Here is a 19,990-nt window from a genome sequence, read left to right as displayed (position 1 = left end):
GGCCTCGCGGCAGGCGGGCGGCGCGCCTTGGCGCACCGCCCGCCGACCCGTTCGCGGCGGTCAGGATTCCAGCATGTCCGCCAGCGTCTCCACCGTGTTCATGTTGCGCACGGTGCAGGCGCGGACGGCGGGAAAGCGCAGCTTCGTGCGCCCCATGCCACGGCCGTAATGAACGTAGAATTCGCATTCCCCCGGCGATATCTCCTCGTCTCCGGCCTTGCCGGGGCATTCGGCCAGCATCGCTTCCGTCACGGGACGGTCCAGGAAATGGACGCCGACCCGATTCCCCGGCCGGCCGGCGAAGGGGTTGCGCGCGACGATCCGCCGCATTTCGGCGGCATCGCGCAGCATGACGGGCATAGCGCGCCCATCCGCTCCGCCAGCCTTCCTTCCAGCGCGGCGCGGATTGCCGCCCGCGGCTGCGCCGAGCGAAAGACCACGTTGCCGCTGGCGATATAGAGCAGATCCCGTTCAAACGGACTCGTTTGAACGGGTGAAGATGCTCGATAAAATAACAACATAGAGCATTTCCACTGAACCGGTGTTCGGTGGAAATGCTCTAGGTCCGTACAGCGTCCAGCCCGGCCTGGCTGCAGATCGCCGCCAGCTCGGCCATCGGCAGCGCGCCGCTCCCCCCGACATTCACGGCCCGCAGCAGGGCGGCATAGGCATGGCCGCGGGCGGGGCCCCGGACTTGGGCAGGGTCTTGGGCAGGGTCAGGGGCCCGAACGGGGGCGGGGGGCGCCGCCATCATTCCTCGCCCGGCACCAGGCCGCGATGGCGCAGCATCGGCACGATGTCCGGGTCCCGTCCGTAGAAGGCGCGGAACATCGGGCCGTAATCCATCGTATGGCCGCGCGACAGGATCATGTCGCGGAAACGCTGCCCGTTCGCGCGGGTCAGCCCGCCATGGGCGCGGAACCAGGAATAGGCGGCATCGTCCAGCATCTCGGTCCACAGATAGGCATAATAGCCGGCGGCATAGCCGTTCGACCAGATATGCAGGAAATAGCTGGACCGATAGCGCGGCGGCACGTCGCGCGTATCCAGGCCCGAACGCGCCAGCGATGCCGCCTCGAACCGGTCGACATCCTGGCGCGGCGCGCGCGCCGGCAGCATGTGCCAGTCCATGTCCAGCTTCGCCGCGGCGATCAGCTCGCCCAGCGCATAACCCTGGTCGAAGCGCGCGGCCTTCTTGATCTTGTCCACCAGGGCCTGCGGCATCGCGGCACCGGTCTGGTAGTGCCGCGCGTAATGGGCGAACACGATCGGGTCCAGCGCCCAATGTTCGTTGAACTGCGATGGAAATTCCACGAAATCGCGCGCCACCGCGGTGCCCGACAGGGTGGGATAGACCTGGTCGGCAAACATGCCGTGCAGCGCGTGACCGAATTCGTGGAACATCGTGGTCACGTCCTCGAAACTGATCAGCGCCGGCTGGCCCGGCGCGGGCTTGGCGAAATTGGCGACGTTGTAGATCACCGGCTTCGTTCCCAGCAGATGCGACTGCCCGACGAAGTTCGACATCCAGGCGCCGCCATTCTTATTGTCGCGCTTGAAATAATCGAAATAGACCAGCGCCAGCGGCGACCCGTCCCTGTCCGTCACCTCGAACACCCGCACGTCGGGGTTATAGACCGGGATGTCCCTGCGTTCCTTGAAGCTGATGCCGTACAGCCGGTTGGCGGCAAAGAACACGCCGTCGCGCAGCACCCGGTCCAGCTCGAAATAGGGCCGGACCTGGGCCGCGTCCAGGTCGTACCGCGCCTTGCGCACCTGCTCGGCATAATGGGCCCAGTCCCACGGACGCGGCTGGAAATGTTGCCCGTCCTGACTGATGGCGGCGGCGATGTCCGCGACCTCGCGCTTCTGCTCCGCCAGCGTCGCGGGCACCAGTTGCGCGATGAAATGCTGCACCGCCTGGGGCGTGCGGGCCATCTGGTCATACAGGACATAGGACGCATAATCCGGATAGCCCAGCAGCGCCGCCTTGCGCGCGCGCAACTGCGCCAGTTCCGCGATCGCGGCCCGCGTGTCGCCCGTATCGCCGCGCTCGGCGCGCGTCCAGCTCCTGGTGAACAGCGCCTGGCGCGTGTCGCGATCGGTCAGGGCCGACAGGTCCGGCTGCTGCGTCGTGTTCTGCAGCGGCAGCACCCATTGCCCGGCCAGGCCGCGCTCATGTCCGCTCAGCGCCGCCTGCTGCAGCGCCGCCGGGTCCAGCCCGGCCAGCGCCGCCGCGTGCGGCACGACCAGCGCCCCCTGCTTGGTCGCCGCCAGCAATGTCTGCTGGAAATCGGTCTCCAACTGCGACAGGCGCGTATTCAACTGCCGCAACGCCGCCTTGTCCGGGTCCGAAAGCTGCGCCCCGGCATGGATGAACTGCTGGTAATAGACCGTCAGCAACTGCATCTGCTCGCCTGTCAGATGCAGCCCGGCCCGCGCCTCGTACAGCGTGCGCACCCGGGCGAACAGGGCAGGGTCCAGATAGATCGCATCCTGGTGCTGCGCCAGTTCGGGCGAGACGGCGGTCTGCACCGCATCCAGGGCCGGGTCGGTATTGGCCTGGTACACCCCGTCGAACGTCTCCGACACCCGGTCCAACACCCGGCCCGACCGCTCCATCGCCACGATCGTGTTGTCGAAGGTCGGGGGCGCGGGATTGTCCGCAATGGCCCGGATCTCCGCCAGTTGCTGCGCCATGCCCTGCTCGAAGGCCGGCCGATAGTCCCCGTCATGGATCAGGTCGAAACGCGGGGCCTGAAACGGCAGCGTGCTGGCCGTCAGAAACGGGTTGCCGGCGGCGCTGGCCCCCGCGGCATGGGCCGGCGGGGTCGCCCCGGACAGGCAAGCCCACCCCGTCAGGCAGGTCGCGGCAAGTGTCCGAAGCCAAAGGGTGCGGGTCATGGTCCATCCTTCTGCGGTCATCCCGCCAGGATGGGCGCGGCGCGCGTAAAAATCCATCCACGATAAACACGAATTTTTATAGTGAATATAACGCGGGAGATCCCGGCAAGCCACGCCGGACAGCATCGAAAATCCGCGCGAAAATTCAAAAAAACCCAATTAAAACAATATTATATATGATAATTATCGTTTGCGGCGCAAAATAACATATTTTCTAAGTTATTTATGATTGACCTTATAAAATCCGCTCGTATGATGCGCATTGCCCCCCGATTGATCGGGGTATGGGATACGTGCGCCCGGCCATGCACGATTGCGACCGTAAAGGCCATGATGATGACGCGAATGTGGACCTGGCAACGATGTAGCGCGCGGCGCTGCGGCCAGCATGGCGGGCCAGACGCCACCTCCTGACGACGGTGCCTCCTGGCGCCGGACATCCCGGTACAGCTCCCCCAGGGTGGATCATCATGCTCAATTCCACGATCATCGAAATCGACGGCATCTTTCTCGGCGCGGCCATCCTGCTGGACGGACCCGGCGCCCGGCGTTTCTACGCCGCGCATGACAGCGTGCGGTCGCTGCATAACGAAATCCTGCCGGACCTGACCGCGCTGACGCATCTTGTGGCCCGGCAGTTCCATGGCAGCCGCGCGGATCGGGCAGCGCCATGACCGAACATTGCCCCCAGGCACATTGCCCCCGGGCGCACTGCCTCCCGGCGCGCGCGGCGGCCGTGCGTCCGCCGGCTTGGACCGGCCGGCGGACGGCCGTCCTTTCTCCCATCCGCTGGATGGACCGGGCAGGCATCGCCGCCTGCCTTGCCGCCGCATGCTGGCTGGCCCATCTGGCCTGGACCGGCCGAATGGGCCTGAACAGCCTGGCCGACGCGACGGCGACCCTCTTCACATTTTAATATCCTGGGGCATTTTAACGTCCCGGACCCATGCGGCGGATGGGGGCCGAGGACGGAAGAATCAGGCTGCCTTCTGGCTTTCCATGATATGCATCAGAAGCGGCGCAAATTCCGACAGATGGGAAATCCGCACCAGGCCGGGCCATTCCGCCGAGGGCTCATCCCGGTCGCGCAGCAGGACGCATGCCATCCCCGCGCGGCGGGCTGCTTCCACACCGGGATCGGAATCCTCCAGAACGATGCAATTTTCCGGAGGAATGCCCTCCTCCCCGGCGGCATGGAGATAAATGTCCGGCCGCGGCTTGGGCATGTCGAGATCGCGGCCGGAATGAATCCGGTCCTTTTCCAGAATCCTGTTCAGGCCCGTGCTCTGGAACTTGGCATCCATCTCGGCGATCGAGGAATTCGACCCGACCCGGATCGGCAGGCCAAGGTCGGTGACCGACTTCAGCATGTCCTCCGCGCCGTCGACGGTTTCCGCATCGGTCCTCATCATCCTGACGATGCGATCCTGCATCATCATATCCCACTCTTCCGGAAGATCCTCTCCGGACTCCCGGGCGATCATGTCCCTGATCTTCGCGAGTTCGCCGCCGGTGAAGATCCTGTGCGCCTCGGCGTCCGTAATGGCCCAGCCATATTTCCGCGCCTCCTGGGCCATCAGCGCCGTGGACATACGCTCTCCATCCACAAGGACACCGTCGCAATCGAAAATGACCATGCGCAATTGACCGTCGACACGAATGGCGGAAGGTGCAATTTCAGTATAGTTTTTTAAAACAGACAAAAATATCCATCCTCTTTTGCAAAAATAGATCAATTTCCGCGAAAATGTCGTAATTTCCATGCGGTATCTTTAATATATACATACGAATTATTTTTTCTCGTTCAAGGGTTGAATTTTTATTATTTTCCGCATAATAAAGAAATATCGTCCGGATTTCACGGACATGACTCTCGATATATCCGTGGGGTGCATCCATGGATTGCCGCATCGGTGCCGGCGCCGCTTCCACCGTGGGCGGCTCCCCGGACCCGCGTCAGGCTTGGTGCCGCTCGGTTCTGCGCCCGTCCGGCGCGGCCGGGCCGGACGGGCGCGGGCGGTGGGGCAGGGCGCGCTCGGCCATCCTGGCCGCCAGGACTCCTCCTCCCGGGGTGCTCCCTCGCGGTGCGCCATGCGCCGCATCATCCAGCATGGCGCGGGCGATCTCGCGCTCGCCCATGATCACGATATCCGCGCCCAACTGCCGCAGATGGATGACCGCGCTATCGAAATGCGCCCGCGCGATGATGGTGATGGCCGGATTGACGGCACGGGCCTGCTCCACGGCCTGCCCGGCCTCGAACGGTTCGGGAATGGCCACGACCAGCAGCCGCCGCAGGCCAAGGTCGGTGACCGACTTCAGTATGTCCTCCGCGCCGTCGACGGTTTCCGCATCGGTCCTCATCATCCTGACAATGCGATCCCGCATCATCATATCCCACTCTTCCGGAAGATCCTCTCCGGACTCCCGGGCGATCATGTCCCTGATCTTCGCGAGTTCGCCGCCGGTGAAGATCCTGTGCACCTCGGCATTCGTAATGTCAGGCGGCAAACATATCGCCGCCGAACATGGGCCGCCCACTTTGCGATTCTTCTTGCGTTGCCTCGTCCTGCAGCACATCCCAATGTTCCGCGCGGATGCCATCGGCGATGCGGACGATATCGGCGGCGATCCAGTGACGATCCCGTCCGGTTCCTGAAAACCGTCCGTGGATCATGACAAATTCTTCGTTGGCCAAAATGACCCCGGGCTCATGGCGCAGCGTCTCGGGGATGCCCCTGACCAAGGTGAAAAGGCCGTCCCTGCCTGGCGGGATATGCGCGCCGTGCTTTGACGACCAGAACCGTTCTGCAGCTTCGTAGTCGCGCTTGTTGAACAGCGTATCGAAGGCGTCGAGAACCAGTGTTTTGTTATTTTCTTCGACCGTCTTGCTCATTGAATGCAGTCCCTTATTTGGTTGTAGGGCTTCATGCCACAGCACGCCGCTGGAGGCTCCGAAGCGCCGAAAGGATCTGCGAGGGCGCGATGCGATTGCGGTAGTCAATATCAATCGCCGCCATGACGATGCGACCGGTCCGATCGATGAGATACGTTGCGGGGATCGGCACCAGCCATTTGCCGCTCTCGGTCGTATTCGGCGGGACATAACCCGCCGTTGCGTATTGCTCCCGCAGATCGTCCGGCAGTTCGATCGTCAGGCCGTAAGCTGAAGACACGCGTAGGCCGCGGTCGATCAGAATGGGCATTGGAAAGATGTCGAGCCGGTCCTGTTGACGACTATCGCCGGGGGGAGGGCCGATCGCGACATGCGCAGCGCCCAGCGCGTGAATCTTGTCCCCAATCCCGGCCAGGGCCTCAATCGCTGTGTCGCAGAAGCTGCACCATAGACCGCGATAGAAGCTGACAACCAGGGGACCCCGCTCGATCAGATCGAGTAGAGACACGCTCCCGCCGTGGAGGTCCTGCAGCCGGAATGTCGGTGCAAACTGGCCGGCACGAATGGCGCGCTTCGCCGCCTCGGTGGTGCGCAACAGCAATTCCGTGCTGGGCGCGACACCCGAATCTTCATCGGCCGCAAGTCTGTCGGCCACGAGATGAGATCCTGAATTAACGGACATGGCGCATTTTCCATCTGATAAGAGCCACCATTCGCATTGGAAATGCTTACAGCCGGCTCAGCCCACAAGATGCGGTTTGGGATGAGGCCCATTCCAGACCGGAATGAGCCCAGCGGGTGGAGGAGACTCGCTTCATGCGCGAACCGAGCGCGGTCCCACCGGGAACCCGTGTTGCCTGGCGGCCCACGCGACGAGGGCTGCGATGGCTGCCAAGAGCAAGACGGTCGGCGAGAAGGATGCCGCTCCGAAGATTTGAAGAAGAGCGCCCCCTGCGAGCCCCCCGCCGGCGATCGCGGCGTTCCAGACGGTAACGATCATCGACTGAGCGAGGTCGGCGTCCAGTCCCGCCGTATCCGCGGACGCCGTTTGGAGCAGCGTTGCAGCGCCACCGAATGTAAGGCCCCACACCAGAGCCGCCGGGAGGATTGCCCATGTGATTGTTGCGCCAAATATGAGAACCGCTGCGACCAGTGCGAAGATCACAAGGCTTGCGATCACAAGTTGCCGCAAACGCCGATCCACGAGCAGGCCGACCAGCCAGATGCCGGCCAGCGCACCGACTCCGAAAGCAAGCAGAACGTTGGCTACGTGATCTTCCAATCCCGCGATCCGCAGATAAGGGGCTACGTAGGTGTAGAGAATGTTGTGACCGAGCATCCACGCGAGCACGACGGCAAGGATCGGCCTGATCCCCGGCATGAGGAAAACCTGGCTCACCGACTTCCGCTGCTCGGATCGTCGCTGCCCGGGAAAGTCCGGCACTGCGATCAGAACCCAGCCGACGAGCCCCAGCGCGATGGCGGACATGGCCGCGAACGGCACACGCCAACCCACCACCGTTCCAATCCATGTACCGACCGGCACCCCCAGCGAGAGGGCAAGCGGGGTTCCAACCAGCGCGATCGCCATCGCTCGACCCTGTTGGGCAGACGCGACCATCTGGCGTGCATAGACTGGCACGAGCCCCCACGTGATGCCGGCAGCGGCGCCCGCCATGAACCTTGCCACGAGGGTCACGGGATAGCTTGATGAGACGGCGGTCACTGTATTGAAGATAAGGAAACCGCCGACGGCGAGCAACAACACGCTGCGGCGGCGCCAACGGCGGGTCAGCACGGCGCCGGGAATGGCGGCAGCGACAGAGCCGAGCGCGTAGCTCGTCACGAGCTGCCCCGTAAATGCGTCGCTGAGATTCAAGCTCCGCCCAATATCGGGGAGGAGACCCGCCGGTAGAGTTTCGGTCAGGATGGCGACGAAGCCAAGGAGGGCAAGCGCAAGCAAGCCCGAGATGGGCAGGCGGTCGCGCTCGACGATTTGACCCGGCGCAGTGGCACAGTTGGCAACAGACATGGCTAACATCTCCGGTAAGACGCCGAGCGACACTCAGGCGCCGCCTGCTTCCGTCGGAATTCTTCGACGGACTCGGCTGAAATCCGCCCCGCTTGATTCGGTGGCGATCTGTTCGAAAGGTACGGGCTTCGCGGCGCCGCAGTAGGCGGCGTTGTCGACTGAGCCTCATTCCGGACTGGAATGTATCGGTTCCGAGACCCGGCCACGGCGATCTGCGCCGTTGCCTGGCACCCGTGCGTAAGTCTCAAACGACGGGGTCCGGACAGTTCTTGAGCTCGGGCATGACGCATCGCTTCTCCGCAGAGCTCGCGATCTCCCGTCGATCAAGTTCTCCGCTCAATGCCGTAAGTCCGAGTGCCGCGAGAACCGCCAGCGCGGCGATCCAGGGCGTATTCATCAGGCCGAGGTGAGTAACGATCAATCCGCCAGCAGACGATCCACCCGCGACGCCGAGATTGAACGCGGCGATATTCATGCCGGAGGCCACGTCTACCGAATATGGGGCAAGCCGTCTCGCCTGCTGGACGATGTAGACCTGAAGGGCAGGAACATTGCCAAACGCCACGGCGCCCCACAGGAGAACCGTTATCAGGACGAGCACCTTGTTGGCAGCCGTGATGTCCAGGAGCACGAGTACGCCTGCCAGTATGCCGAAGATGATCTTCAGCGTGAACACAGGGCTGTGCGTGTCGGCCAGCCGGCCGCCCCAAAAATTTCCGACAGCCACCGAGGCGCCATAGCCGAGCAGCACAGCGCCAACGATCGGAGGAGTAAACCCCGAGACGTTCTCCAGTATCGGCGCAAGATAGGTGAACGCGATCAGCGATCCCCCATACCCTACCGCGGTCATTGCCAAGACAAGCAACAGCCTCGGCTGGAGGAACAAGCCGGCTTGCAGCCGAAACGATGCGGGTGCTGTACGTGGAATGCCCTTCGGGACGAAAACAAGAGCACCAACCATTGCAACCAGACCGAGGCTGGCGACGATGAGGAACGTGGTCCGCCACCCGAAATCCTGCCCCACGATCGTACCAAGTGGGGCTCCCGTCACAAAGGCGACCGTCAACCCGCTGAACATCGTCGCAATGGCGCTCGCGGACCTTTCTTTCGATACAAGGTTGGTCGCGATAACCGAGCCGACAGAGAAAAAGACCCCGTGCGCGAGCCCGCTGAGGATACGGGCGACAATCAACAGGCCATAGCTCGGTGCCCACCAGGCGAGGAGATTGGCGGCCGTGAAAAGCCCCATCAGCATGACCAGCAGCGCCTTCCGTGGCACGCCGCCAGTGAGCACTGTAAGAACGGGCGCGCCGACTGCTACGCCAAGCGCGTAAAAGCTCACCAACAACCCGGCCGATGGCAAGTCTATCGCAAGGTCATTCGCTATCGTCGGGATCAGACCGACGATGACGAATTCGGTCGTACCGATCGCAAATGCACCGATGGTAAGGGCAAGAAGAGCCAATGGCATGTGTCTAACTCCGGACAGCCTGCCGCGGCGGTCAACTGCACCCGGATGACTCGCCAGCGGCTTTGCGTTGTCCCTGTCACATGCGCACCTACGGGCGTTGGCAGAAGATTGCCGATCGGATGAGCCTCATTCCAGGAATGAATGGGCGGGAAGTTTACAAGATATCCCCACCGGTCCCATGCGGAACGTCGAGCAATCGATGCTTCGGCGCTTTATCGGGTGCGAAAGCTCGGACACGCTTCATCGTAGAGAGCAAGCCGAAGAACTGGCGGCCCACTGAAGAATGGTCGTCCACCTTTTAACCGGGCGATTTCTACAGCTCTCCAGTCAAGAACCGGGCTCGACCCAGGCCAAAACTCCAGTCCTCGTCGCTATTGACGACCAGTGAGACGATCACGCCGCTCGGTGCGATACCGCAAGCGGCCTCAAGCTTTTCGGTCAACAAGCGATAGAATGTCTGCTTGGCCTCACGTGACCGCGGACGAGTGACAACCTGGATAAGCGCCAAGTGCGAAGTTCGGGAGATGCCAAGGCCCGTGTCCCGCGCTACCAGATGAGAAGCTTCATGCTCTCGAATGATCTGATAACGGTCTGCGTAGGGGACTTGGAATGCCGCCACGACTGCTTCATGGGCGTCGAACGACACAAGGGGCATGGGAACTCCAGAATCTGCCGAGGTGCACGTTTGCTATCGCGCCGGGTGCGACGCCGCGCGCGACCGGAAGTATGCGCTTCCCGGCCGCCTGGCTCACAGCTTCGAGCCGCCGTCGACGTGGATCGTTTCACCTGTGATCCAGCGCGCTTCGTCGGAAGCGAGGAAGGCGATGACATCGCCGACGTCGTCGGGTTCGGCGATACGCTTCAACGCCTGCATACCGAGCACTGTGCGACGCCCGACATCCGTCTTGACGATAACGTCGGTCATGTCGGTTACTACGACGCCTGGGGCCACGGCGTTGACGCGAATACCGCGCTCTCCCAGTGCAAGAGCGAAGTGCCTCACCAACGTATCGATCGCGCCTTTCGTGGCCGCATAAGCCGGCAGCGTGCCAACTGCGGCGCGGGCAGCAAGCGAGGACAAAAAGATCACGCTTCCTCCCTGACCCAAGACCGGGAGCAACTGCTGCACAAGGAAGAAGGGCGCGCGCAGGTTGATCGTGTAAAGGCTATCGAAGTCTTCGACGGTCGTGTCTTCGATAGGGGTCGCCTCCTTGCCCATGCCTGCGTTGGCGACAAGGATGTCGAGACGATCGCCGATGATCCGTCGTACTTCGGTGGCCAGTTTGTGCGGCCCGTCGGGCGCCGCGAGATCGACCCCGATCGCGTCAGCCCGACCCCCATGTTCGCGAATCTTCTTGACGACCGCGCTTGCTTCCCTTGCGTTGCGACCGTAATGGACGATGACTCTGGCGTCCGCTTCCGCCAGCGCCAGCGCGCTGGCGCGGCCGATACCGCGCGAGGCGCCGGTGACGAGGGCAGTCTTTCCTCCGGAGAGTGCGGTCACGATCCAATCTTCCTTCATTGTCTGAGCGTCCCCGGGGCGGCGGATCTGGCCGCCGGGGCGATGGCCATGTCCGGGCTGCCGACAGAAGGTCGAGCAAGCGAGCGGCGCCTTGTCAGGCCGCCTTGCTGCCGGCTCCGTAAAGCGGATAGTCGGTGTAGCCCACGTCCGTGCCGCCAAAGAAGGCGGCGCGGTCGTAAGGGTTGAGAGGCCAGCCGTTGCGCATACGCTCGGGCAGGTCAGGGTTCGACACGAAATGGCGGCCGAATGCGACGAGATCGGCGTCGCCTGCCTCGATGATCGCTTCCGCCGACTGGGCCGTGAACCCACCGGCCGCGATGATTGTACCCGCGAAGTGCGGGCGCAGCGTCTCGGATGCGACGGAATGTTGGTTCTTGCCGGCGTCATCCTCGTTACCGACGACGCGCGGCTCGATCAGGTGCAGATATGCCAGTTTCAGCTTCGAGAGCTCCTGAACGACGAAGGTGAACAGGCCTTCCGGATCGCTGTCCGACATGTCGCCAAAGCTGCCGCTCGGCGCCAGGCGTAACGCAACCTTGTCGCTGCCCCAGACGGAGATCACCGCCTCGGTTGCTTCCCTGAGGAAGCGGAAACGGTTCTCGAACGAGCCGCCATAGGCATCCGTGCGCTTGTTGCTGCCGTCCTGCAGGAACTGGTCGAACAGGTAGCCGTTGGCCGCATGCAGCTCTACGCCGTCGAACCCGGCCGCGACTGCGCGTCTGGCCGCGGATCGGAAGCCTTCCACCAGACCGGAAATCTCAGCGATGGCCAGCGCCCGGTTCGGCGTATTCGGGACCCAGCCAGCCTCGGTATAGGCCACGCCGCCATGCAGCACTTCGGATGGGCCGACCGGCGCGCCTCCGTCGGGCTGCAACTGCGCGTTCGACTGTCGGCCAGCGTGATAGAGCTGCAGGAATATCCTGGCGCCCTTGGCGTGGACGGCATCCGTCACCGCCTTCCAACCGGCAATCTGGCTGTCGTCATACAGGCCCGGCGCGCCCAGATAGCCGTTGCCGCCATCGACGGCAATTGTCGCTTCGGAAATCATGAAGCCGCCTTTGGAGGCGCGCTGGGCGTAATACTCCGTCATCAACGGCCCTGGAACAGCGCCGGCTTCGGCCCGCATACGGGTCAAGGGCGCCAACACCACGCGATGGGCAATCTCGTAAGGACCGACCTTGGCGGCCGAAAACAGTTTGGACATGATCGTTTTCCTTGTTCGGATGGGTCCCTGGGTTGGCGGCGGCGCCCGCGACGGCACCGCCCCTCCGATCTGCCCGCACGATGATGAGCGGGCCGTGCTTTCCCTCTCGGGACCTACAGCGGTGGTGCTGTCAGAGAGTTACGACGATCTTGCCGAACTGGCCGTTCTGCTCCAGGTAGCGGTGCACCTCGACCATATCGTCGAACTTGAACGTGCGATCGACGATCGGCTTGAGCGCACCAACCTCGAGGCCCTTGAGAACATAGGCGATCGCAGCCTTTCGGCGGGTCTCGTCGCCGCTCGTCAGCCAGATGTTGTGCGCCTTGATGGTCGGCATCTTCGCGATCATCTCCAGGACCGGCAGTGTGGTCGGGCCCTCGGCAAGTGCGCCGTAGAGATAGACGATACCCTGGAAAGACAGCGCCGAGATCAGAGTCGGGAAAGCCGGCCCGCCGACGGGATCGAAAGCGACGCGGGCACCCTTCCCATCGGTGATCCGCATCACTTCGGTGACGAGATCGACCTCCCCTGTGGCGATCACATGCGCAGCGCCGGCGTCAAGCAGTTGCTGCCGCTTTGCCGAGGTGCGGGTAAGCGCGATCGGCGTCGCACCGGCGTAGTTGGCGATCTGGATCGCCGCCAGTCCGACGCTGCTCGAGGCCGCGGGGATGAGGACAAAATCACCCTTGGTGACCTTCGCGTCTTCGATGAGTGCGCTGTAGGCCGTGACGAACATCATCCAGATTGACGCGGCGTCGGTGAAGGACAGCGACTTCGGGTGCGGCACTACGGCATAAGCCGGTACGAGGATGACCTCGCCGTAGGTGTGGTACCGGTTCATCGAGAAGGACGGCATCACGTTGACTTCGTCGCCGACCGCGACGTCCGTGACGTTAGACCCCACAGCGTCGACGATGCCGGAGGCCTCGTAGCCCAGGCCGGCCGGGAACTGGACCGGCTCGATATAGTCGTCGTGGCGCCACATGGACTCGGCGCGGTTGATACCGATCGCCTTGACCTTGATGCGGACTTCGTCTGGGCCGGGCGCGGGGATCTCCGTTTCGACGAACTCGAGGACCTCCGGACCGCCGGCCTTGGCGAATTTGACGATGCGTGACATGCGAATCTCCGTTTGGGATGGGTGAGTCTTGGCGCTTGGGCTCAGGCCGTCGCGGCGAGTCCGGCGGCGGGTTCGACGGCGGGAAAGTCTGTGTAGCCCTTCTCGTTGCCGCCCCAGAAAGCGTCGCGGACATAGGGCGCCAGCGGCACATTGTGCTTCAGGCGATACGGCAGGTCCGGGTTCGAGGTGAAGTGCCGGCCGAAGGCGACCAAATCGGCGTCACCGGCCTCGACGATGTGGATCGCGCTCTCACGATCGAAGCCGCCGGCGGCGATGATCGGGCCGGAGAAATGCGGGCGAAGAAACCTGACCGCGACCGGCGGGTGGTCTTCGTGGAGGGTCGAGTCACCCTTGATGCGCGGCTCGATCACATGGAGATAGGCCAGGCCGTACTGGTCCAGGAACTTTGCCACATAGGTGAAGGTCGCTTCCGGATCGCTGTCCGAGATGCCGCCCCATTCGCCCGAAGGCGAGATGCGGACGCCGACCCGGTCAGCACCCCAGACCGAGATGAGCGCTTCGATGCATTCGCGCAGGAAGCGAGCTCGGTTCTCGATCGGGCCACCATAGGCATCCGTACGCTTGTTGGTGCCGTCCTGGATGAACTGGTCGACCAGATAGCCGTTGGCGCCGTGCAACTCGACCCCATCGAAGCCGGCATCGAGGGCGCGCTGGGCGGCGACCCGGAATTCCTCGACGATGCCCGGGATCTCCTCAATCTCGAGCGCCCGGTGCGGCGAAGCCGGCACGAAGCCGTCCTTGGTTAAGGCAACGCCACTGAACGGCACGACCGAGGGAGCGAGCGGCGCGACGCCGCCGGTCATCTCGACATGGCTCTGGCGGCCGCCATGGATGAGTTGCATGACGGCGCGACCGCCTTTCGCGTGAACCGCATCGGCAATCGCCTTCCAGCCCTCGACCTGACCGTCGTGATAGAAACTTGCCGAGCCCAGATAAGAGCGCGCGGGGATGGAAATGCTGACGCCTTCGATGATCTCGAGGCCGCCGCGCGAAGCGCGCTGACCATAGAAGTCGGCCATCATCGGGCTCGGGATGTCGCCCGGCTGAATAGTCCGCAGCCGCGTCATCGGCGCAAGCACGACCCGATGCGACAGGTCATAAGCGCCGACTTTGATCGGGGTGAACAGCTTCGCTGTATTTGACATAATGGAGCTCTTTCTTTGGAACTACCGTGGCACATCCACGGGAACGTCCTGGTTTCCGGCAGTCCACGCTGCGCTACAATGCAGAGTGTCTATTCCGGATCATTGGCAGAAGCCCGCCTATCGGATATGCTTCATTCCAAAGAGGAATGAAGGCCTTGGACAGACTGCAAGCGATCGAAACCTTCGTGCGGGTGATGGACACCGGATCCTTTTCAGCGGCCGCGCGCATCCAGAACATCGGCCAGCCCGCCGTTTCCAAAGCGATTGCGCAACTGGAGGATTGGCTCGGCGTCCGCCTGCTTTTGCGCTCGACTCGCGGCTTGGCGCCGACCGAGGCTGGAATGAGCTTTTACGAGCGGGCGCGACGCACGATCGAGGAGGCCGACGAAGCTGTGCTCGCCGCCCGCGGGACGGCCGCTGGCCTCTCCGGGCGGGTGCGGGTCTCGGCCGCGGTTTGTTTTGCCCGCCTGCACATCGTGCCCAAGCTGCCGGCCTTCCTAGAGACCCATCCCAACGTCGAGGTCGAACTCCTGCTTGAGGATCGCAACGTCGACCTTGTAGCAGAGGGAGTCGACGTCGCCTTGCGTATGGGGCCGCTCACGGACCCCAACATGACCATCCGCAAGATCGCGGAACGGCGACGGCTCGTCATTGCGACGCCCGAATATTTTGAACGCAACGGGAAGCCGGAAACCCCCGGTGAACTGATCGGGCACCAAGCGGTGATTTATACGCGGGACAATGGCGGCGAGGATTTTACCTTCACGCGCAACACCGAGCAGACCTCAATCGGTCTGTCCGGTCGTGTACGCATCAGCGCGACGGAAGGACTGCGCGCGGCCGTGTTCGCCGGCGTCGGCCTGACGGTTGCCTCCGAGTTCGCCTTTTCGCCTGAATTGAAGACGGGAGAGGTGATAACCGCGCTGGACGACTGGACGTTGCCGCCGATCAGCCTGTCTGCCGTCTATCCCACAGGCCGCATGGCGAGCACGAAAGCCCGGGCATTTGTGTCGTTCGTTGAGGAGTGCCTCAAAAACTGACGGAACGCGGCCAAGACGCAAAGGCAGTATGGAGTGCAATCCTGACGATTTCCGTCACACTTGATAGCTCGCCCGAAAACGAGGCAGATCAAGGCACCTGATGCACGATGCCGGTTGGGGCGGCGGGCACCTCTATAGGAACGATGCGCACCACATCAAACACCACATGAACGCGTAGCATCCAGACCGGCCATTCCAAGCCGTCCGTCAGACCAAGTGCAAACTTCCACACGTAATGGCCCAGCCATATTTCCGCGCTTCCCGAGCCATCGGTGCCGAGGACATACGCTCGCCCCCCACGAGGGCACCGTCGCAATCGAAAATGACCATGCGCAATTGACCGTCGACACGCCGATCCACCGTGGGCCGAGGCGGGGCTCCCCGGACCCGCGTCAGGCTTGGTGCCGCTCGGTTCTGCGCCCGTTCGGCGCGGCCGGGCCGGACGGGCGCGGGCGATGGGGCAGGGCGTGCTCGGCCATCCTGGCCGCCACTCCTCCTCCTCCTCCGGGGGCGCTCCCTCGCGGTGCGCCATGCGCCGCATCATCCAGCATGGCGCGGGCGATCTCGCGCTCGCCCATGATCACGATATCCGCGCCCAACTGCCGCAGATGGATGACCGCGCTATCGAAATGCGCCCGCGCGATGATGGTGATGGCCGGATTGACGGCACGGGCCTGCTCCACGGCCTGCCCGGCCTCGAACGGCTCGGGAATGGCCACGACCAGCAGCCGCGCGGTCTGGACATGGGCTTCGGCCAGCACCGACGGATCGGCGGCATTGCCCACCACGACCTCGATCCCGCGCTCGCGCAGCGGCCGGACCAGCGCGTCCCCGGTTTCGACGACCATCAGCGGCCAGCCCTGGCGCAGCAATCCCTCCACCACCAGCGCGCCGACCCGGCCATAGCCGACGACCACCGCATGGCCCTGCCGGACGGGACCGCCCGCGCCTGCCGCCCCGGGCGGCGCGGCACGCCGCGCGTCACGGCGCGCCGCCCAGGGCGACAGCCGTCCGGCGATCAGAAAGGCCAGCGGGTTCAGCAGGATCGTCAGGATCGACACCGCCAGGATCAGGCTGCGCGCCGGGGCGTCCAGCAGGCCCAGATCGACGCCCAGCGTCGCCAGGATGAACGAAAATTCGCCGATCTGCGACAGGCCGGCCGCCATGGTCAGGGCGGTCTGCATCCCCTGGCGCAGCAGCAGCAGGACGGAAAAGACGATCATCGGCGTGCCGACGAACACGGCCAGCAGCGCCCCGGCCAGCCCGGCCGGATGCCGCGCCACGGTCGCCGGCTCGAACAGCATCCCGACCGAGATGAAGAACAGCACCGCGAACGCGTCGCGCAACGGCAGCGTCTCCTCGGCGGCATGCTGGCTCAGTTCGGATTCGCTCAGCACCATTCCCGCCACGAACGCCCCCAGCGCCAGCGACACGCCGAACAGTTCCGACGCCACATAGGCCACGCCCAGCGCCACCGCCAGCAGCGCCAGGCGGAACAATTCGCGCGACCCCATCCGCGCCACCGCATGCAGGGCGGCGGGAATGACGCGCCGCCCTACCACCAGCATCAGCCCGACAAAGGCCGCGACCTTGCCCAGCGTCACCGCCAGGGTGCCCGCCAGCAGGGGCCAGTGCGGCGCATGGCTTGCGCCGTCCCGCAACAGCGGCGCTACCGCCGGCAGCAGCACCAGCGCCAGCACGGTCACCAGGTCCTGGATCACCAGCCAGCCCATCGCCAGATGCCCGCGCCGCGTATCGGTCAGGCGCTGCTCGTCCAGCGCGCGCGTCAGCACCACGGTACTGGCCACGCTCAGCGCCAGGCCGAACACCAGGGCCGCCCGCCCGCTCCAGCCCAGCAGCAGCGCCAGGACCATGCCCAGCGCGCCCGACAGCACGACCTGCGCCAGCGTGCCGGGCAGCGCGATCGCCCGCACCGCCATCAGGTCCCTGACGGAAAAATGCAGCCCTACCCCGAACATCAGCAGGATCACGCCGATATCGGCCAATTGCAGGGCCACGCCATGATCGGCATCCGGCACCAGCGGCCCCACCGCCACCCCGGCCAGCAGATACCCGACCAGCACCGAAATCCCCAGCCGGCCGGCCACCACCCCCAGCAGAAAGGCCAGCGTCAGGCCGATGACCAGGATGGTGATCAGGGGACTGGCATGGGGCATGGCCGATACTCCGCGTCACGCACGCAGTATCGTCATAACGGCCGGGCCCGCCCCGCGTTTCGCGCGGACCGGCATTATATTACGGGTTCGAAATCGTCATCACGGGCCGTGCCCTCGCCGTGGAAAAGGGCCGCTTGTCCCGGAAGCGGACATGCATGAGATGAAGCTTGACCAGGTACCCCCGCTGCCAGCAAAGTCACGATTGCCTAAAAAGACAGCGATGCAGGTATGGTGATAACCTGCGGTCTCTGCGAGACAGTCACGTCTGCGAGACAGTCACGCTTGAGCGGGGAAGCCCGCTCTTGGCCATGGCCGGACACCGTGAGGGTTTTCTCCTTCGCGTGTGGTCGGTTGTGGGTGGCTACACGTCTCCGCTGCCGATCCATGTCCGTTTCACATACGGCGGAAAGGCACGATTATGAAACTCAACCACGTCAATCTTTATAGCCACGACGTATCGGCCGATCGGGCCATGTTCGCGCGCTATTTCGGTCTACGAACCCTGGTCGTCCGCGGAGAAAAGATGGCGGTGATGCAGGACGATGACGGCCTCGTACTGATCGTCAACCATTTCGATAGCAAGCTCGATGGCTTCGAATATCCCAGAGAGCTGGATATTCTGCATATCGGCTTCATCCAGGATTCCCGAGAGGCTGTTGATGACGTCCACGCCCGCCTGATTGCTGACGGGTGGGAGGTCCAGGCCCCGCGAGATTTCCACGGTGCCTGGACATTCTATTTCAGAGCAAAAGGGGGCTACTTCATTGAAGTTGCAACGCTGACTCCCATCAAGCCGCACGATTCCCATCAAGGTTTGCGGCCGGCTTGCGTCACGACGTCATTGCCGCGCGTCGGCGAAGGCCGCTGACTGAAACCGCAGACCTATCACCAGGGGTACGGCCATTGCATTGACCGCCAGAGCCGACAGCCAGATGGCACCCGGCCAGTGATCGCGAACGGCGAAATAGATTGTCGAAAAGAGCAGCGGCCCGACGATGGACGCCAGGCTCATGGCGGATGCCAACACCCCCTGGAACCGGCCCTGTCGCTCATCATCGACCAGGCGGGTGGCCAGCGCCTGCAACGCCGGCGTGCCGATCCCGGCAAGGGCGACCACCGGCATGATCGCGAACACGATCCAGGGGCGCGTGGCGAAGGCCATCACGGTCAGTGCCACACACGCCCCCGCGATCCCCGTCAAGACCGTTCCGCGCTCGCCCAGCAGCCGCACGGCCGGGCCGGGCAGGATGGCCTGCGCCAGCGATTGGCACACGCCGAAGGTCCCGAGCGAAAGACCGATCCAGAGCCCATTCCATCCGAACACGTCATGACCCCACAGAGCCCAGCAGACGCCATAGACCTCGCCCGTCGCGCTCAATACGAAGAAGATCGCGATAACGGGCAACAGGGACCGCATCGAAAGCGCCCAGCGTAGCGGCCGCAGCGGGTTGAGCGCCGCGCGGTCGATCGTCTGGTGCCCTGGCGTGCGCGATTCCGGAAGAACGAACCAAGCGAGCAGCAGGTTGGCGGCGTTCAGCTTGGCGGCGGCGAAGAAGGGCAGTCGGAGCCAATAATCGCCAAGGACGCCGCCTGATACCGGACCAAGGACGAACCCGATGCCGAACATGGCATTGAAAATGCCGAACCGCCTTGCCCGGGTCTCTTCCGGGGAAATGTCGGTGATGTAGGCGGTCGCGACCGGGATGTTGGCGCTGGTCAATCCGGCGACAGCCCGCCCGATCACCAGCAGCGCCAGCGATGGCGCAAGCGCCATCAGCACATAGTCGAGCGCCGCGCCGCCGAGCGAGATCACCAGGACGGGGCGCCGGCCGAGCCGGTCGCTCAGCGCGCCGAGCACGGGCGCGAAGACAAACTGCATGGCCGCATAGAGTGCCGTGAGGATTCCGATGGTCGATGCCACGTCCCGGGCGCGCGTCACGTCCTCGATCAGACGCGGAAGGATCGGAAAGATCAGGCCGATACCCATCGCATCGAGGGCGATCGCGGCGAAGATGACGAGAAGCGGCCGCGTCACAGCGCCGGCCCCGGCAACGGTTCGCCATCCCGGAAGAAATCGCCCGATGTGCCATCGGGGCCCGGCGTGGCGGTCCGCACATCGAGATGAGGGCGACTTGCTCCGGGGACAAGCGCAGTATTCGGGTGAGGGACTTGCATAGGAAACAGCTCCATTGCCGATGTTCGACCGGAGCGTTTCCCGTTGTCGAGACCCGCACCGACGAACATATGACCACCTGCATGGTGGCCGATGTCCGTCGCGGGGATCTCAAGCACGAGGCCAAAGACCAGAGCTTTCGTTACCGAAAGGCCTTGGGCTTACCAAACCAAGGCTGCCTTTTCCGACGCCGTTCAACTAGCAGAGCCGCCTGCGTCAGGCAATCATTCATACCCACGGTCCGGCCGCCCGCGGCCGGCGCTTACAGCGTCAGCGCCGCGACCG

At 63.9% G+C, this 19,990-nt stretch carries 20 protein-coding genes; 4 read left to right on the top strand and 16 right to left on the bottom strand.

The features are described from left to right. Window positions 1-60: 60 nt before the first annotated feature. The 3 genes from QN315_RS04050 to QN315_RS04040 form a co-directional block, all read right to left on the bottom strand. A complete protein-coding gene (locus QN315_RS04050; protein WP_323991609.1) occupies window positions 61-360 on the bottom strand; it encodes a DUF1697 domain-containing protein in 300 nt (99 codons plus the stop codon). A 199-nt stretch (window positions 361-559) separates the two neighbouring features. After that, window positions 560-751, bottom strand: coding sequence for a DUF1697 domain-containing protein (locus QN315_RS04045; RefSeq protein WP_323991608.1), 192 nt, complete (start codon window positions 749-751; stop codon window positions 560-562). Continuing rightward, a complete protein-coding gene (locus QN315_RS04040) occupies window positions 751-2,904 on the bottom strand; it encodes a M3 family metallopeptidase (protein ID WP_323991607.1) in 2,154 nt (717 codons plus the stop codon). The genes QN315_RS04045 and QN315_RS04040 overlap by 1 nt, the downstream gene beginning before the upstream one ends. Window positions 2,905-3,374: 470 nt before the next feature. On the opposite strand from QN315_RS04040, the gene QN315_RS04035 reads away from it, so the two are divergent. Next, window positions 3,375-3,578, top strand: coding sequence for a hypothetical protein (locus QN315_RS04035; RefSeq protein ID WP_323991606.1), 204 nt, complete (start codon window positions 3,375-3,377; stop codon window positions 3,576-3,578). Continuing rightward, the gene (locus QN315_RS04030; protein WP_323991605.1) at window positions 3,575-3,820 is read left to right on the top strand and encodes a hypothetical protein; all 246 of its coding nucleotides are present in this window, start codon (window positions 3,575-3,577) and stop codon (window positions 3,818-3,820) included. Before QN315_RS04035 ends, QN315_RS04030 begins: the two co-directional genes overlap by 4 nt. Window positions 3,821-3,881: 61 nt before the next feature. Here the strand turns inward: QN315_RS04030 and QN315_RS04025 are convergent, their stop codons facing one another. The 11 genes from QN315_RS04025 to QN315_RS03975 form a co-directional block, all read right to left on the bottom strand. After that, window positions 3,882-4,541: an HAD family phosphatase gene (locus QN315_RS04025; protein ID WP_176641595.1), complete on the bottom strand. Its 660-nt coding sequence runs from the start codon at window positions 4,539-4,541 to the stop codon at window positions 3,882-3,884. Between the two features lie 319 nt (window positions 4,542-4,860). Then, window positions 4,861-5,271 carry an NAD-binding protein gene (locus tag QN315_RS04020; RefSeq protein WP_323991604.1) on the bottom strand — a complete coding sequence of 137 codons (411 nt, stop codon included), beginning with the start codon at window positions 5,269-5,271 and terminating at the stop codon, window positions 4,861-4,863. A 133-nt stretch (window positions 5,272-5,404) separates the two neighbouring features. Continuing rightward, on the bottom strand, window positions 5,405-5,800 hold the full coding sequence (locus tag QN315_RS04015) for a nuclear transport factor 2 family protein (protein WP_323991603.1): 396 nt from the start codon (window positions 5,798-5,800) through the stop codon (window positions 5,405-5,407). 31 nt (window positions 5,801-5,831) lie between these two features. After that, window positions 5,832-6,455 carry a peroxiredoxin-like family protein gene (locus QN315_RS04010; protein WP_323991602.1) on the bottom strand — a complete coding sequence of 208 codons (624 nt, stop codon included), beginning with the start codon at window positions 6,453-6,455 and terminating at the stop codon, window positions 5,832-5,834. 159 nt (window positions 6,456-6,614) lie between these two features. Next, complete coding sequence (locus QN315_RS04005) at window positions 6,615-7,832, bottom strand: MFS transporter (RefSeq protein WP_323991601.1); 1,218 nt, start codon at window positions 7,830-7,832, stop codon at window positions 6,615-6,617. Between the two features lie 244 nt (window positions 7,833-8,076). Further along, window positions 8,077-9,303: an MFS transporter gene (locus QN315_RS04000; RefSeq protein WP_323991600.1), complete on the bottom strand. Its 1,227-nt coding sequence runs from the start codon at window positions 9,301-9,303 to the stop codon at window positions 8,077-8,079. Between the two features lie 313 nt (window positions 9,304-9,616). Beyond that, on the bottom strand, window positions 9,617-9,958 hold the full coding sequence (locus QN315_RS03995) for a tautomerase family protein (RefSeq protein ID WP_323991599.1): 342 nt from the start codon (window positions 9,956-9,958) through the stop codon (window positions 9,617-9,619). Window positions 9,959-10,051: 93 nt separating this feature from the next. After that, the gene (locus QN315_RS03990) at window positions 10,052-10,807 is read right to left on the bottom strand and encodes an SDR family oxidoreductase (protein ID WP_323991598.1); all 756 of its coding nucleotides are present in this window, start codon (window positions 10,805-10,807) and stop codon (window positions 10,052-10,054) included. 112 nt (window positions 10,808-10,919) lie between these two features. Beyond that, a complete protein-coding gene (locus QN315_RS03985; RefSeq protein WP_323991597.1) occupies window positions 10,920-12,029 on the bottom strand; it encodes an alkene reductase in 1,110 nt (369 codons plus the stop codon). Window positions 12,030-12,159: 130 nt separating this feature from the next. Continuing rightward, window positions 12,160-13,149, bottom strand: coding sequence for a zinc-dependent alcohol dehydrogenase family protein (locus QN315_RS03980; protein ID WP_323991596.1), 990 nt, complete (start codon window positions 13,147-13,149; stop codon window positions 12,160-12,162). Window positions 13,150-13,190: 41 nt separating this feature from the next. Continuing rightward, complete coding sequence (locus QN315_RS03975; protein WP_323991595.1) at window positions 13,191-14,315, bottom strand: alkene reductase; 1,125 nt, start codon at window positions 14,313-14,315, stop codon at window positions 13,191-13,193. A gap of 146 nt (window positions 14,316-14,461) precedes the next feature. On the opposite strand from QN315_RS03975, the gene QN315_RS03970 reads away from it, so the two are divergent. Further along, complete coding sequence (locus QN315_RS03970; protein WP_323991594.1) at window positions 14,462-15,355, top strand: LysR family transcriptional regulator; 894 nt, start codon at window positions 14,462-14,464, stop codon at window positions 15,353-15,355. Between the two features lie 392 nt (window positions 15,356-15,747). Here the strand turns inward: QN315_RS03970 and QN315_RS03965 are convergent, their stop codons facing one another. Further along, a complete protein-coding gene (locus QN315_RS03965; protein WP_323991593.1) occupies window positions 15,748-17,532 on the bottom strand; it encodes a cation:proton antiporter in 1,785 nt (594 codons plus the stop codon). A 418-nt stretch (window positions 17,533-17,950) separates the two neighbouring features. Between QN315_RS03965 and QN315_RS03960 the strand changes: the two genes are divergently transcribed. Then, on the top strand, window positions 17,951-18,400 hold the full coding sequence (locus QN315_RS03960) for a VOC family protein (protein WP_323991592.1): 450 nt from the start codon (window positions 17,951-17,953) through the stop codon (window positions 18,398-18,400). Here the strand turns inward: QN315_RS03960 and QN315_RS03955 are convergent. Beyond that, window positions 18,371-19,567 carry a TCR/Tet family MFS transporter gene (locus QN315_RS03955; RefSeq protein ID WP_408904582.1) on the bottom strand — a complete coding sequence of 399 codons (1,197 nt, stop codon included), beginning with the start codon at window positions 19,565-19,567 and terminating at the stop codon, window positions 18,371-18,373. The genes QN315_RS03960 and QN315_RS03955 overlap by 30 nt on opposite strands. Window positions 19,568-19,990: the final 423 nt, after the last annotated feature.

It is taken from the genome of Nguyenibacter sp. L1, from assembly GCF_035199985.1.
GTDB classification, from domain to species: Bacteria; Pseudomonadota; Alphaproteobacteria; order Acetobacterales; family Acetobacteraceae; genus Gluconacetobacter; species Gluconacetobacter vanlangensis.
This window is presented reverse-complemented; position numbering and strand designations above follow the sequence as displayed.